Genomic DNA, 14,182 nt, shown 5'->3' with positions numbered 1-14,182 from the left:
GCAACTGAATCTTTCAATAAAGAAACGAAGAACGAATGAAAAGTCGTAAAGCCCTCTTTTCCATTCATCCTTCGTTTTTTAGTCTCTTTTAATGTGCGATCATTTCTTGCGCGATTTCTTTGCCAGTCATTTCTTCAGGATAGAAAGTTGGCCAATTTTCCATTTCTTCTAATAACGCTTCTTGGCTATCATTTCCTAAGTAGATATGGAAATGATCTGATTTAGTCGGCGCAATTGAATGGTCACTGAATTGTACATACTTGAACGCACCAGAATCAGGATCTTCAGCTTCGAATAAGAAGCGAACCCCACGATTACCTGCTGAATAGTTCAAGATTTCTTTACCCGCATAGCGATACTTAGATTCTTTGACCTCGCCGTTTTTAAAGGTAAAGATCATTGTATCATCTTTGATTTCGATTTTTTCGACATCCGTTTTGTACCCTACTTCATAGTACTCACGGTATTCCTCAGCTGTCATGTCTGTGTTAATTTTTGCTTTATATTCAAACACTTGATCAAACGTTCCGTCTGCCATATACGTATCGACTGTTTGCCAAACACCGTTCCAGTCTGATAATGGACGATCTTTGACCTCTTCATCTTCAAAGTAACCGTTATAAACTGTTTTTTCTTTCTCTGGCTTCAATGTATCTTCTAATGGGTTTTCAGTATCTGTTGTTTTTTGGAGCGCTTTTAAGTTTGCTTCCATAATTGAGATATATGTTTCGCCATTGTCCATTTGTTCTTTTGTCAATCCTTCTAAAGGATTCAACACTGCTAATGATACGCCAGCTTCAGTAGCTAACGTACGAGCGATACTGTCTTTGGCATTTTCTTCAAAATAGATATATTCAATACCATGTTCTTCTACAAATTCTTTTAATTCGGCAATTCTTGCAGCAGATGGTTCTTCGCTTGAAGAAAGACCGGCAATCGGTACTTGATTAAGACCATATTCTAGAGCTAAATAATTAAATGCAGCATGTTGGGTAACAAATGATTTCTGCTTTGCTTGACCCAATGTTTCTTTAAACGTGTTGTGTAGTGCTTCTAATTCTTCTAAATAAGAGGCAGCATTTTCAGTGAATGCTTCTTCTTTTTCTGGGTAAGCTTCGATCAATTGATCACGAATCGTTTCTACTTGCTTCATCGCTAGATTTGGCGCTAACCAGACATGTGGATCTAACTCGTGTGAATGACAGTGGTCTCCGTGGTCGTGATCACGGTCATGATCGTCAGCATCATCGTCGTGGTCATGATCGTGGTCGTGGTCATGATCATCATCAGCGTGATCGTGATCATCGTGGTCGCCATGGTCGTGGTGATGTCCATGGTCATCACCAGGTAATAACAACATCCCTTCGGTTGCTTTGATTGGAAGGACATCTCCTTCTTCTAATGTATGTTCAATCGCTGGAACCCACGTTTCCATATTTTCATCATTATAGACAAATACATCTGCCTCTTGGATTTTTGCCATATCTCTTGCAGAAGGTTCGTAGTCATGTGAATCTGTTCCAGCCGGAATCAATAATTCAACATTTCCTTCATCTCCGACGACTTGCTTAGTGAATTCATACATTGGATAAAATGTTGTCATTACATTTAAGCTTTCATCATTTTGTGCATTTGTTTGTGTTGCAGTTTCTCCTGTGCCACAGCTTGCAAGTATCCCTGCAAACAGCAAGCCTCCTACCACCTTGATCCAACGCTTCATCTTATTCGCTCCTTCTCATCTTCTTTCTATGTTTGATTACGATTAGCAAATACAAATCGTAATAGTTACGTTTTAGCAACAGGAATTAATTTAGCATAGAATCAAACGACTCGTCAAGCATTATTGTTAAATTTATTTTATTAAAGGAATTCGCTTGATTTTTCAACTGTATTATTTTCTTTTTATACCCGTTTCAGATTATAATAACTTGGAGTAGAACAAGGTTGTGAGAAAAGCGGTTTGACCTGAACAGTAAGATGGAAAATCAGAAAATAGCTTTTCATGTTTATACGTTTTGGCTGACGAGTGCAAAGCGCTCATTCAATTTCAATAGTTGCCTCGTGCGAATGGCTCAACCTCAAAACTAACTACTTATTTCAAGAGAAAGGAGAACTATCGTGGAAAAAAAATCAAAAGAATCTTCCCGACTGATTCGTTTTTTAGGAGGTAAAACTTCGTATTATGTACTTGTTTTACTCGTGATGATTGCGTTGGTCATTTACTTTTTCCAAAAGATTGCTTTTATATTCAGGCCACTGGTTGTCATTTTTATCACGACTTTGCCACCGGTCCTTTTTGCTTTGGTCTTATATTACTTATTAGATCCTTTGATCAAACGTCTCAGCAAGAAATTATCACGTAATCTGTCGGTCATTTTAGTCTTTCTGGTTATCTTATTGTTTATCGGTTTAGGGGCTGTCTGGCTGTTCCCGTTTTTACAACAACAAGCGACTTCACTGGTCCAACAGCTACCTGATCTATTCCAAGATTTCCAACAAACGTTGAGAGACTTTTTAGCACAGACACCATTTTCTGATACGTTCAATCAATTTTTCGCATCGGTTGATGACTTCACCGATAACTTTACTTCATTCATCGGTAATTACTGGAAGAGTGGGGCTGAAAGTTTAGGCAATCTCTTTTCAGCTGTGACAACGACCTTTATCACATTGTTCACTGGCCCGATTATTGCGTTCTTCCTGTTAAAAGATCCACACAATTTTTATCAAGCAGTTTTAGGTATCGTGCCACCAAAATTTCGGACGGATTTTCGAACATTGACTAAAATTGCGAACCAGCAATTAGGGGCCTTCTTAAAAGGACAGATTATCGCTTCTTTCATTCTAGGGGCTGTCTATTGGGTAACGTTCTTATTGATTGGTTTAGAGTTTGCAAGTATTCTTGCTATCGCTGCTGGTTTGTTATGTATTATTCCTTACATCGGACCATTTGTGGCTTTCTTTCCCGGGCTTTTCATTGCCTTTCAAGATTCAACCTTCATGGCTGTAAAATTCGTGATCGTCTGGTTCGTTGTCCAATTGCTGCACGGAGATCTTGTCGTTCCTCGTGTCATGGGCGATCGTTTACAGATCCATCCCATCACGATTTTGATTGTTTTACTAGTCATGGGTGATCTTCTAGGAATCATGGGCGTTATTTTTGGTATTCCAATCTATACACTGGTCAAACTACTCGTTGTATTCCTCTTTAGAAAATTCAAACAACGGTACAACAAGTTTTACGGTGACCAAGGTGTCTATCAAAAAGCTGACTTTTCAGAGAAAGATTATTTTAAATAACTAAAAAAGGGATAAGAGTGTGACATTAGTCAACTCTTATCCCTTTAAACTGAATAAATAGTGTTCAAAACCCCTACTTCTACTGCAATAATAAAGCGACTGCTTGATAAGGCTTTAACTTCATTTCTTTTTCAACTGTCGTTGGATAATTACTGATCAATACTTTCGCAGCAACAAATTCTTCTGGTAATTCGACTGTCGTTTCGTCTGCGTAAAAGTTGGTCAAGACGAGTAATTTTTGATCGTCAGTTTGTCTAAGATAGCCATAGACTTGTGGATGTTCAGGTACATATGCTTGGTAATCACCGATAGCAATCACTGGATATGTTTTTCTTAATTGAATCAGCTGTTGGTAATAAGCAAAAATCGAATGTTCTTGCTTTTGTTCATTCGCTACATTGATTGTTTCATGCTTTGCTGCTAAAGGCAGCCAAGGTGTCCCAGATGTGAATCCGGCTTGTGGTTCATCTGTCCATTGCATGGGTGTTCGTGAGTTGTCTCGTGATTTTGCTTTGATTCGGCGGAAAGCTTCTTCTTGAGTGAGTCCTTGTTCTTGTAAAAGCTGGTAAGCGTTCAAACTTTCAACGTCCCGATAGTCAGAAATAGATGCAAAGTCTGGATCGATCATCCCGATTTCTTCTCCCATATAGATATATGGCGTTCCTCGATTTAGATGAATCATCGTAGCCAACATTTCTGCCCCTTGTTTGCGGTAATGTTCGACGTCGATAAAGCGATTCAAGGCGCGGGGCTGGTCGTGGTTATTTAAAAATAGAGCATTCCACCCATTTCCTGCACTCATTTCTTCTCCCCAAGTATGGAACAACCGTTTTAATTCTTCAAAATCAAATGCTGGTGTGGTCCATTTATTGCCATTCTCATAATCGACTTTCAAATGATGGAAATTAAATACCATCGACAATTCATTTCGTTCAGGCAGTGTATACAAAATACAGTTTTCGATCGTTGTTGAACTCATTTCTCCAACCGTAATGATTTCAGGATCTTGTCCGAATGTTTCTTTGTTTAGGCGTTGCAAATACGTATGAGTAATCGGCTTATCTGTGTATTCGGCTTTTCCTTCATTTTCTGCATTATCTTTCAGTTCTTCGTCTTTTCCGATCACGTTGATCACATCAAAACGAAACCCTTTGACCCCTTTTTCCATCCAAAAACGGACAACTTTGAACAATTCCTGTTGGACCGCTTCATTACGCCAATTCAAATCGGCTTGAGTTTTATCATATAGATGCAAGTAATATTTACCTGTTTCACCAAATGGTGCCCATGCGTTCCCGCCAAATTTTGACACCCAATCCGTTGGTTCATCTCTTAAAATAAAGAAATCTTGATAATACTTATCCCCGGCCAATGCTTTTTGGAACCATTCATGTTCAATAGAGACATGATTCAACACCATATCCAACATGATGTCGATCTGATATTTTTTCGCTTCAGCGACTAACTCTTCAAAATCGGTCATTGTGCCGAATAATGGATCGATTGCTTGATAATCAGAGATATCATAGCCATTATCTTTTTGCGGACTTGGATAAAAAGGATTCAACCAAATCATATCAACGCCTAATTCATTCAAATAAGGCAATTTTTCTTTAACTCCTGGTAAATCTCCAATCCCATCACCATTCGTGTCACGATATGACTTGGGATAAATCTGATAAATCACTTTTTCTGTAAATGCCATAAGCCAACCCTCCAGCTGATTTTTAACTTGTATATATAAGTTGATAATCCAATTATATCCGAAACGTAAGCGTTTGTAAATCAATGTCACAGGTAAATGAAAAAAGTCTTTTTTTAGGAATATCTCCAGTTTTTCCAGTGAGATGAACCGTTTTGGCTACGTTTGATTCAGTTAAAAACATTTATTTTTTTTAATAAATTCTTCGAAAAATAAATAAATTCTTATAGTTATGTTATATTTGAATATGAGTTGTGCCAGAAATCATCTCATGTCATCTAAAACTGGATGTACGTTTCTTTCACATTCTCAACCATAAAAAGCCACCCAGCGGAGGATCTCTACTATGACTTTTTTAAAACGCTCCAAACTATTTGCTACACTTGTTTTACTCAGTTTGACAGGAATCACTATTTTTATTTTTTCTAAGATCACTTTTATCTTCAGACCCTTAGAAGCGATCATGGCAAGCATTTTCTTGCCAATTTTGATCTCAGTTTTTCTTTTTTATATTTTCCTACCTATTTACAATCAACTCCTCAAATATATAAAATCAAGAACACTCGCTGTTACGTTGATGATGTCGCTGATTTTATTGACTATTTATTTGATCATACAAGTTGTTCTACCGATCATCATTTTAGAAATCAGTCGATTTATCGGGCAAATCCCTCAAATACTGTATGTCTTAGCGGAAAATCTGGATGGATCTTTACTGGAAGAACATTTGCTTCCTTTTATTGATACATTAGAATTGAATCAATTGACGCGCTTTGTTTTACAATTTGTCTCAGGAGCAACTTCAAGTTTAGTCAATGTATTCGAAATCGTTTCACGTTCTGCGATCATTCTCTTCACGATCCCACTTTTGTTGATTTATATGTTCAAAGATGGGGATAAGATTCCTGCTACTTTGACACGTTACATGCCTAAGAAATTCCATCAGCTAGTCAGAGATTGGTGTCATGATTTCCACTTAGCTGCTTCGACCTATATCAGTGGCAAGCTATTGGTTTGTATGTATGTCGGTGTAGGAAGTTATCTTGTTTTCAAAGTATTGGGCTTGCCAAATGCGTTATTGCTTGCCTTGATTTGCGGATTGATGGATATCATCCCATATTTTGGTCCATTTATTGGTGCGGCACCTGCGTTACTCTATGCTTTGAGTCAAGACGTCAAAACAGCTTTACTCTTAGTAGCCTTCATCACCTTGATCCAATTTGGTGAGTCATACTTAGTTTCCCCTCTCGTGATGAATAAAATGATCCACATCCATCCGATTGCGACTGTTTTTCTTTTACTTGTCGCTGGGAACTTGTTTGGTTTATTAGGGATGATCCTCGTGCTGCCAACATATACGATCATCCGAGAAATGATTCGCAGCTTTATTCGTTTTAAAAAAAATGAAGGTACCATGCCAAAATTTACTGAATAAACTCGAACAATAAGAATGGATAAGCAGAATGCAATACGCTGTTTATCCATTTTTTGTGTTTGTCTCTTTTTTATTTTCCTATATTTAGCCGACAAAAAACCGCTTATTGCTCTCTTCTTTTTCAAGAATTCGCAATAAACGGATAAATATTGTTCTTTCTAATCGCTGGGTTCATCGATAAAACGCTGGACCTTCATTTTTAAGTGGTATTTTTTTCGTAATTCAGCGATTTCCACCATCATTTCTGATTGGTGATGGCGATCGATTGCTGCTTGATCCGCCCAACGATCCACTAATAAAATCGTTTCATCTTCTTCTAAAGGAATGAAATACTCATAACGTTCATTTCCTTCTTGTGCTCGAATGCGTTCAACGATTCCACGTTCGGTCATTTCTTTCGCAAATGCCTTTGCACTGCCTTCTTTTCCTGTATACAAGATATTCACAGTAATACTCATAATCATCCTCCTACTCATTATTCATTTGATTTCAAGGCATCGATCATGTCGATATGTTTCAATTTGAAATGAGTCACGATCATCACGATCACCGTGAATAAGATCGTTAAAACAGCAGATAGTGTATAAGCGACCCAAGTAATCACTAATGGGAAGATCACTGATTCCATTGATGCTTGACGTAAGATAAAATCAGTTAAAACATAGCCAATCCCAAATCCTCCAAGGATCCCTAACAAAGTAAAGATGATATTTTCTCGAACGATATACATCGTCACTTCTTTATCAAAAAAGCCTAAAACTTTGATCGTAGATAACTCGCGAACACGTTCGGAGATATTGATATTCGTTAAGTTGTATAACACGATAAATGCCAACAAGCCTGATAGAACAACGAAGATGATAACTACCGCATCTAAATTAGAAAGAGATTCTTCTTGGTTCTTGATCTGTGTTGAGATAAACGAAGTATTCGTGACTGCCCCAGTTTTCAATAATTCTTCTGATAACGTGTCTTCTTCATCCTTCGACATCTTTTCTGTTTTGATCAAGTACGCATTTGTCGTCATCGGCTGTCCAGAAATTTCTTCATAATAGGCTGGGCTCATGTAGACGAAATTCCCTAAATAATTTTGCAAAATGACCTCCACTGTACCGTGTAGCTTTTGTTGATCATCATCATACAGCTCGATCGTATCACCGACAGATAAATCAAATAGTTCTGCCGCTTTTCGGGTGATTGCAAGTCCAGAAGCTGGCAAGTCGACCGCTTGATCATCCGTTGTTTTCAAATGAATAAATGTTTCTAAAGCTTGTTCCTTTTCTGGTACCATCAAAGTCAAACTCTGTGACGCTTGTCCTTTTTTGCGTAGCTCAACAGTTTGCGTATCGATTGCTAAACGGTCAGTGATCTTCGCTTGATCATCCATTGCCTCGTTGACTTCCTTTTGACTCGCTTCATCGGTCTGATTGGTTGTTACGATGGCTTGGTAATCAATGATCGGGCCGAATTGTTTGTCGGAAACAGAACTAAGTGAATCTTTTAACCCTACTCCAGCGACCATCAATCCTGCACAGCCGGCAATTCCGACGATTGCCATAAACATCCGTGACTTATAGCGGAAAAGGTTACGATAACTGATTTTTTGATTAAAGCTTAGACGTGACCAAAGAGGCGTAATGTATTCTAAAAGAATTCTTTTCCCTGGTTTTGGCGCCTTAGGTTGCAATAAAGCAGCTGGTCGTTCGCGCAAATCTTTGAATAATACTAACATCGCCGCACCAAAAGCTGCGATGAAAAATGCAATTGCTGCTTGGATGATCGGTGGCCAATCATAAAAAATCACCGCACTGCCGATATCATAACGCTCATTGGAAAGTTCATAAATGATTCGCGGTAAAAGATTTGTTCCTAGTACCGTTCCTAAAATAATCCCAATGCCAGAGGCGAGACAAGCATAAATGGCATATTTTTTGGCAATCTCTAATTTACTATAGCCTAAAGCTTTCAGTGTACCGATTTCTCGACGGTTTTCTTCTACCATCCGCGTCATCGTCGTAAAAGTGATCAATGCCGCAATAAAGAAGAAAAAGACAGGAAAGACATTCGCGATAGCTGCAATTCGTTCTGCTAGATCGCCGAATTCCTGAAAGCCGACGTTTTCTGAGCGTTCTTTGAAAAGATACGTTGGCTTTTCTAACTCATTGATTGTTTCTTCATTCTCAGCAATCGTTGCTTCAGCCTCTGTCAGCTCAGCTTCTTTTGTCGTCAATTGTGCTTCTTGTTCTGATAATTGACTTTCTTGCTCAGCCAACGCACTCAACGCTGGTGTTCGTTGTGGTTCCGGTAACTGCGCCAAGGCTTGGCGTTGTTGATCGATCTGCATTCTCGCTGTTGCTAGCTGACTTTTCGCATCCGCTAATTGTGATTTTCCATCTGCAACTTCTTGTTTTACAGGGGCTAAAGCATCCTTGCCTTCTTGCTGTAGTTGTTCTAATCGTTGCTGTGGTCGTTCTTTAAAAAACTCTTCCAGCTTTTCGATGTTCTTTTCCATCTCTTCTTGGTATTCTGCACTGTACGTATTCAGGTCATCGACATTCGCAAAGTCAAGAGTTAAAACCGATTGGATATCCGTTGTAAAATTCGCTTGTGGGACATAGGCAAAGTAATCGATGCTCCCATTGCCGACATTTGCAAAACCTCGTTCCAAGTTATTGATGAATAAAGGCGAACGGACAAAACCGACGATTTTATAATCTGTCTCTTTCAAGTCGTCTGTTTCGATCGTATAGGTGTCACCAATGCGATACCCTTGATTTTCAGCTTTCTCATCTAACACAAGTTCGTCTTCTGCTTGAGGCAATCGACCATCGACTGCCGTCAATTGATTCTGTTTCATGTCAGTATCATAAGAGAAAACTTGGACAACTTCATTTTTATTCGCATTTGCGTAAAAAAGCTGTTTCCCCGTCTCAACTGTGACACCGGAGAGCTTTTCTGCCTGAGCAACGTCCTCTTCGGTCAAGCCTGCCGTTGAAACGATCTGTAAATCAGAGAGTTTGCCTGCTCGGACATATTCATCCATCGTTTTTTGCATCACAGGACCAGCTGTCTTAACACCGACATACAGTAGCGTGCCGAGTAAAATGATCAAAATGATTGCGATGAACCGCCCTTTTGATTGGCGAATCTCACGAAACCCTGCTTTCAGGTAAGTTTTATTTTTCATTACAGACCTCCTTACCAAACAAGTTCATCAATTGATGAAGGGTGTTCATTCAATTCGACTGCTCGGACTTTTGCATCGTTGATATGGATCACTCGATCAGCGATTGGCGCTAAAGCCGAGTTATGTGTAATGATCAATACAGTATTTCCATGTTCGCGGCTAGCATTTTGCAACAATTTCAATACTTGTTTTCCTGTTTCAAAGTCCAACGCGCCAGTCGGTTCATCACAAAGTAATAATTTTGGATTTTTCGCAAGCGCTCGTGCAATGGATACCCGTTGCTGCTCGCCACCGGATAATTGGGACGGAAAATTATTCAACCGATGCGCCAGTCCAACTTGCGTCAAGACTTCTACCGGGTCTAACGCATTTGGCGATACTTCTGTCGCTAACTCGACATTTTCTTTTGCGGTCAAGTTAGGAACGAGATTATAAAATTGAAAAACAAAGCCCACATCTGTGCGACGATAAGCCGTCAATTGTTTGTCATTGAATTGCGCAATATCTGTCTCATCAATGATGATCTGTCCTTCATCTGGTGTATCCATCCCACCTAAAATATTCAATACTGTTGACTTCCCAGCCCCACTAGGACCTAGGATGATCACTAATTCTCCTTTTTCAATGGAGAATGAAATATCGTCATTCGCTGTAATCGTTGTTTCGCCCATCTGGTAACGCTTAAATTCATTTTTTACTTCTACGTATTTCATATCACTTCCACCTTCATTCTCCAGTTTGCTTTTTCTATTTAATCGATCCCTTCTATTCTAACATTGAAATCAAAGGTTGTGAAAAAAACCTTTTTGAAAAAAGGAATAAAAACGATTTGACAAGTCTACCGCCGATACGCTCAAAACCTAAAAAGAGACAAAGTCATTTCTCTCATTTACTTCTTTACGTATTCATGGGAAAATGGCACTAAGAAAGAGATAGGAGTATAGCAATGGGAAAGAAAAAAGTGACGATCAAAGACGTTGCGAAACATTCAGGCGTATCCATCGCAACTGTCTCATTGATCTTGAATGGCAATGAAGCAAAGTTCCATCCAGATACAGTCAAAAAAGTGGTGAAAGCAAGAGATGAATTAGGCTACCAGCCCGATTACATTGCTCGACAAATGATCACCAAGAAAACAAAAACGATCGGTGTTCTGGTACCCGATATTACCAATCCTTTTTTCAATACATTGATGCAAGGAATTGAAGATTGTCTTTACCAACAAAATTTTGTCACGATTTTATGTAATGCAGATTTTGACCACCAAAAAGAAACCGATTATTTACTGGAGTTGACGCAACGCGGTGTCGATGGTTTTATCATTGCCTCATCAGCTGTCTCAACAAAAACACTTCAAAATTCTTTGAAAAAACAAGGCAAACCATTTATCGTATTAGATCAGAAAAAAGCAGAAGGCTACAGTGACGCAGTTTTAACCGATGACTATCACGGTGGATATTTAGCCGGTGAGCATCTATTAGGCTTAGGACATCAGGAGATTGCTTTGGTTTATCCACAGCAAACGCCCCAAAATGTCCAAAATCGGATCGATGGTTTTCTGGCGGCATGTAAAAAGGGCGAACATTCTGAGAAACAGCTCCATTGGTTCCCCGCTGAGTTTTCTAAAAAAGGCGGCTATGAGATCGTTCCTGATCTGCTTTCTTCTCCTACTACAGCGATCTTTGCATTGAATGATGAGTTAGCTTTTGGGGTCTATCGTGGTTTAGCGGAGCATGATAAAGTGATTCCCGAAGATTATAGCATTATCGGTTACGATAATATCGATATGTGTGAATACATGAAACCTAAATTAACGACCATTGCTCAACCCATTTTGGAATTAGGGAAAGCGACTGCTCGTTTACTTTTAGATCGTATCCAAAGTCCCGATAAATCATGGGAAGAACTTTTATTGCCGGTAGAGTTGGTCCAACGATCCTCCACTCAATCGCTCAACAGATCATCAAATCAATGAAACGAGCATTTCTTACGAACCAATGACGACTAATTCTGTTGTCATTGGTTTTATTTTTACGTCATGTTATTTTATCGTTTTATTTACCCTCGAAAAACCTTTTACTTGCGCCTTATTTTTCACATTAGTTATTTAACGAAATGTTTTGAAGAAATGTTAAATCTTTGGTAAACTGATAGTAAGTGTACTCATTTCCCCCAAAATTTGTGCCCCCACAAATGAAATAGGGTACATCCAATAATGAATGTTCGAACGAATGAATGACTACTCATCGCTTTTGTCCAGATGTTGAATTGTTTTTTTGTCAGTCAATAAAGCTTGATTTTATTGACGAAATCAAACAACTGACCGAACAGGTAGCGCTTTTTTAGCGCAACTGTGGAAAAAGAAAAGGAGTATTTCATTATGAAGAAAAAAACAGCAATACGCCTACTTGCAGCATCTTGGCTGATTGCTCCAACGTTGTTATCTACACAATCTGCGTTTGCAACAACTAGTCGGACCCAAACATCCAGCAGCTCTCTCATTGCTGAGCGCCCGACGTTTACGACCGAATCAAGTACGAGTGATTCGACCGTCTCAAGTTCTTCCACTGATTCTTCGGATAGTACGCAGGAATCCACAGAAGAATCTTCCGAAGCAGCAACTCGGACGCTAACGATTGCTCGAAACCTACGTGGAAAAATCAAACTGAGGATCGTTGATGAAGAGGAAGAAGAAGCCGATATCAAGACAAGAGAATATACTGAAGAGGATTTTCTAGAGATTTCTAAATCCGGAAAAGTCAAAGATTTAGAAGAAGGTACCAAAGTTACATATATGATCACACCTGCGGCAAACGAACGATTGGTTTCGGTCAAAATCGAAGGCGCGCAAGAAATAGACTATACTAAGCAAATGTTTACAGTCGGTGTGACTGATTTAACGATCACTGGCAAATTTGAATCGACGACTTTCCCTTCTCAACCATCAACGCCTGAAGAAGAAACGACAGATTCTTCTCAGCCAACCCCAGTCACGCCAGAGGTCCCAGATAATGGGAATAGTGGCAATTCTGGAAATAGCGGGAACAACAATGGAAACAATAACGGCAATTCAAATACGGGAAATACCACGAACCCTTCAAGACCGCCAAGTTCTTCGAATAATAATGGGAACTCAAATACAAACGGTTCTACCGGGTCAACGAACAATACAGGCTCATCTTCAAATCAGACAGCAAACACGAATCGTCCGTCGACGCCTGATCGAATCGAAAATCCTTCTTCAGAATCATCTGATTTTGTTGTCAAAACACCGATTGAAGCTGTTCTACCGACAAATACGACTAGTATACAACAAGCACTTGTCAAAGAAGCCTATAAGCATTTAGGGAAACCTTATGTTTGGGGTGCCAAAGGACCTGCTACTTTTGATTGCTCTGGTTTGACTTATTTTATTTACAAACAAGTCACGGGCTATTCCATTGGTGGTTGGACGGGCGAACAACAATACGCTGGAACTAAAATCCCAGTTGATCAAGCGCAACCAGGCGATTTAGTCTTCTGGGGTCCTTCTACCGGTATCACGCACCATGTCGGTATTTATATCGGTAACGGGAATTATATCCATGCGCCCCAACCGGGTGACCATGTACGGATCACTTCGCTCAAAGCATACACACCTAATTTTGCCTTACGTGTCAATTTAGCAGGCTTACCACGAGCAACGGGATCTTTAGCTAGCTCGCCGATTTTAGACGGATTGAATGAGACGTTCCACTTCACACAAAACCAGACGACTGACCAATTTTTAGAAAAAATCGCAGAGGATGCGCGAGAAATCGGTCAAGAAGAAGATATTTATGCTTCTGTCATGATGGCACAAGCTATTTTAGAGAGTGGTTCTGGGAATAGCTTGCTTTCTCGCTCACCTAACTATAATCTATTTGGGATCAAGGGTGCTTATAAAGGAAGTAGCGTTTCCTTCAATACTTTAGAACAAACATCCGCCGGTCAAAATTATCAGATTCGTGCAGCTTTTCGGAAATATCCTTCTTACAAAGAAAGCTTAGAAGATTACGCCGATTTGATCAAAAATGGTCTGTCCCATAATTCTGATTTTTATAAACCGACATGGAAATCTGAGACCAAAGATTTCCGTGAAGCAACGAAGTATTTAGAAGGACGCTATGCAACAGATCGTCAATATTCTAGAAAATTGAATGCGATCATCGAAGCCTACGATTTAACGCAATTCGATGAACCAAAAGAACAAGAGAAGAATGAGGAAGAAACAAATGAACAAAGTGATTCCTTTGTGGTTCCAATCCGTTGGCAACGTCCTTCTCCTACATTCTCACGAATGAATATTTCACTGTTCAATCAAAGAAACCCTTCACTGCTTTATTTATCAGAATTAAGATTTGCTTCATTTTGGGATCTATGGCACCATTTCTCAGTGAGAGAGATCCCACAGAAGCTTTCTGTAACCGTTAGGGAAACCGACCAGCCACTGGCTAGCCGCTTGAATCTTGATCGTGTCTTTCGGATGAAACAGTTTTTAAGATAACAACTTGGATAGACTAGAACCAGAAAGCAAAAG

9 protein-coding genes are annotated in these 14,182 nt (G+C 39.4%); 4 read left to right on the top strand and 5 right to left on the bottom strand.

Going from position 1 to position 14,182, the window contains the following annotated elements; genetic code table 11:
• Window positions 1-88: 88 nt before the first annotated feature.
• On the bottom strand, window positions 89-1,720 hold the full coding sequence (locus IGL24_RS02430; RefSeq protein ID WP_207699601.1) for a zinc ABC transporter substrate-binding protein AdcA: 1,632 nt from the start codon (window positions 1,718-1,720) through the stop codon (window positions 89-91).
• Between the two features lie 398 nt (window positions 1,721-2,118).
• On the opposite strand from IGL24_RS02430, the gene IGL24_RS02425 reads away from it, so the two are divergent.
• Entirely contained in the window at window positions 2,119-3,300 is a 1,182-nt protein-coding gene (locus IGL24_RS02425) for an AI-2E family transporter (protein WP_207699602.1), read from the top strand.
• A gap of 79 nt (window positions 3,301-3,379) precedes the next feature.
• Here IGL24_RS02425 and treC read toward each other — a convergent pair whose 3' ends face one another.
• Window positions 3,380-5,005 carry an alpha,alpha-phosphotrehalase gene (gene treC / locus IGL24_RS02420; RefSeq protein ID WP_207699603.1) on the bottom strand — a complete coding sequence of 542 codons (1,626 nt, stop codon included), beginning with the start codon at window positions 5,003-5,005 and terminating at the stop codon, window positions 3,380-3,382.
• A 343-nt stretch (window positions 5,006-5,348) separates the two neighbouring features.
• Here treC and IGL24_RS02415 point away from each other — a divergent pair, with 343 nt between their 5' ends.
• Window positions 5,349-6,437: an AI-2E family transporter gene (locus IGL24_RS02415; protein WP_207115877.1), complete on the top strand. Its 1,089-nt coding sequence runs from the start codon at window positions 5,349-5,351 to the stop codon at window positions 6,435-6,437.
• 158 nt (window positions 6,438-6,595) lie between these two features.
• Here the strand turns inward: IGL24_RS02415 and IGL24_RS02410 are convergent, their stop codons facing one another.
• The 3 genes from IGL24_RS02410 to IGL24_RS02400 are packed head-to-tail and all read right to left on the bottom strand — an operon-like array spanning window position 6,596 to window position 10,337.
• A complete protein-coding gene (locus tag IGL24_RS02410) occupies window positions 6,596-6,895 on the bottom strand; it encodes an antibiotic biosynthesis monooxygenase family protein (protein WP_206857722.1) in 300 nt (99 codons plus the stop codon).
• A 17-nt stretch (window positions 6,896-6,912) separates the two neighbouring features.
• The gene (locus IGL24_RS02405) at window positions 6,913-9,624 is read right to left on the bottom strand and encodes an ABC transporter permease (RefSeq protein ID WP_207699604.1); all 2,712 of its coding nucleotides are present in this window, start codon (window positions 9,622-9,624) and stop codon (window positions 6,913-6,915) included.
• An 11-nt stretch (window positions 9,625-9,635) separates the two neighbouring features.
• Window positions 9,636-10,337: an ABC transporter ATP-binding protein gene (locus IGL24_RS02400; protein ID WP_206857725.1), complete on the bottom strand. Its 702-nt coding sequence runs from the start codon at window positions 10,335-10,337 to the stop codon at window positions 9,636-9,638.
• A 233-nt stretch (window positions 10,338-10,570) separates the two neighbouring features.
• Between IGL24_RS02400 and rbsR the strand changes: the two genes are divergently transcribed.
• Together rbsR and IGL24_RS02390 are read left to right on the top strand one after the other, a co-directional pair.
• Window positions 10,571-11,599 carry a ribose utilization transcriptional repressor RbsR gene (gene rbsR, locus IGL24_RS02395; protein WP_206857727.1) on the top strand — a complete coding sequence of 343 codons (1,029 nt, stop codon included), beginning with the start codon at window positions 10,571-10,573 and terminating at the stop codon, window positions 11,597-11,599.
• A gap of 405 nt (window positions 11,600-12,004) precedes the next feature.
• Window positions 12,005-14,149: a glucosaminidase domain-containing protein gene (locus IGL24_RS02390; RefSeq protein ID WP_207699605.1), complete on the top strand. Its 2,145-nt coding sequence runs from the start codon at window positions 12,005-12,007 to the stop codon at window positions 14,147-14,149.
• Window positions 14,150-14,182: the final 33 nt, after the last annotated feature.

It is taken from the genome of Enterococcus sp. DIV2371 (genome assembly GCF_050498525.1).
Classification (GTDB): Bacteria; Bacillota; Bacilli; order Lactobacillales; family Enterococcaceae; genus Enterococcus_B; species Enterococcus_B mangumiae.
Note: the sequence above shows the minus strand (reverse complement) of the source record. Positions and strands in the feature narration are given on the sequence as shown.

Bases quoted from the DNA above. Each gene is read 5' to 3' on its own strand.
- IGL24_RS02390 (WP_207699605.1), top strand. From the start codon at position 12,005: ATGAAGAAAAAAACAGCAATACGCCTACTTGCAGCATCTTGGCTGATT.
- IGL24_RS02430 (WP_207699601.1), bottom strand. From the start codon at position 1,720: ATGAAGCGTTGGATCAAGGTGGTAGGAGGCTTGCTGTTTGCAGGGATA.
- IGL24_RS02415 (WP_207115877.1), top strand. From the start codon at position 5,349: ATGACTTTTTTAAAACGCTCCAAACTATTTGCTACACTTGTTTTACTC.
- IGL24_RS02410 (WP_206857722.1), bottom strand. From the start codon at position 6,895: ATGAGTATTACTGTGAATATCTTGTATACAGGAAAAGAAGGCAGTGCA.
- IGL24_RS02400 (WP_206857725.1), bottom strand. From the start codon at position 10,337: ATGAAATACGTAGAAGTAAAAAATGAATTTAAGCGTTACCAGATGGGC.
- IGL24_RS02405 (WP_207699604.1), bottom strand. From the start codon at position 9,624: ATGAAAAATAAAACTTACCTGAAAGCAGGGTTTCGTGAGATTCGCCAA.
- treC (WP_207699603.1), bottom strand. From the start codon at position 5,005: ATGGCATTTACAGAAAAAGTGATTTATCAGATTTATCCCAAGTCATAT.
- rbsR (WP_206857727.1), top strand. From the start codon at position 10,571: ATGGGAAAGAAAAAAGTGACGATCAAAGACGTTGCGAAACATTCAGGC.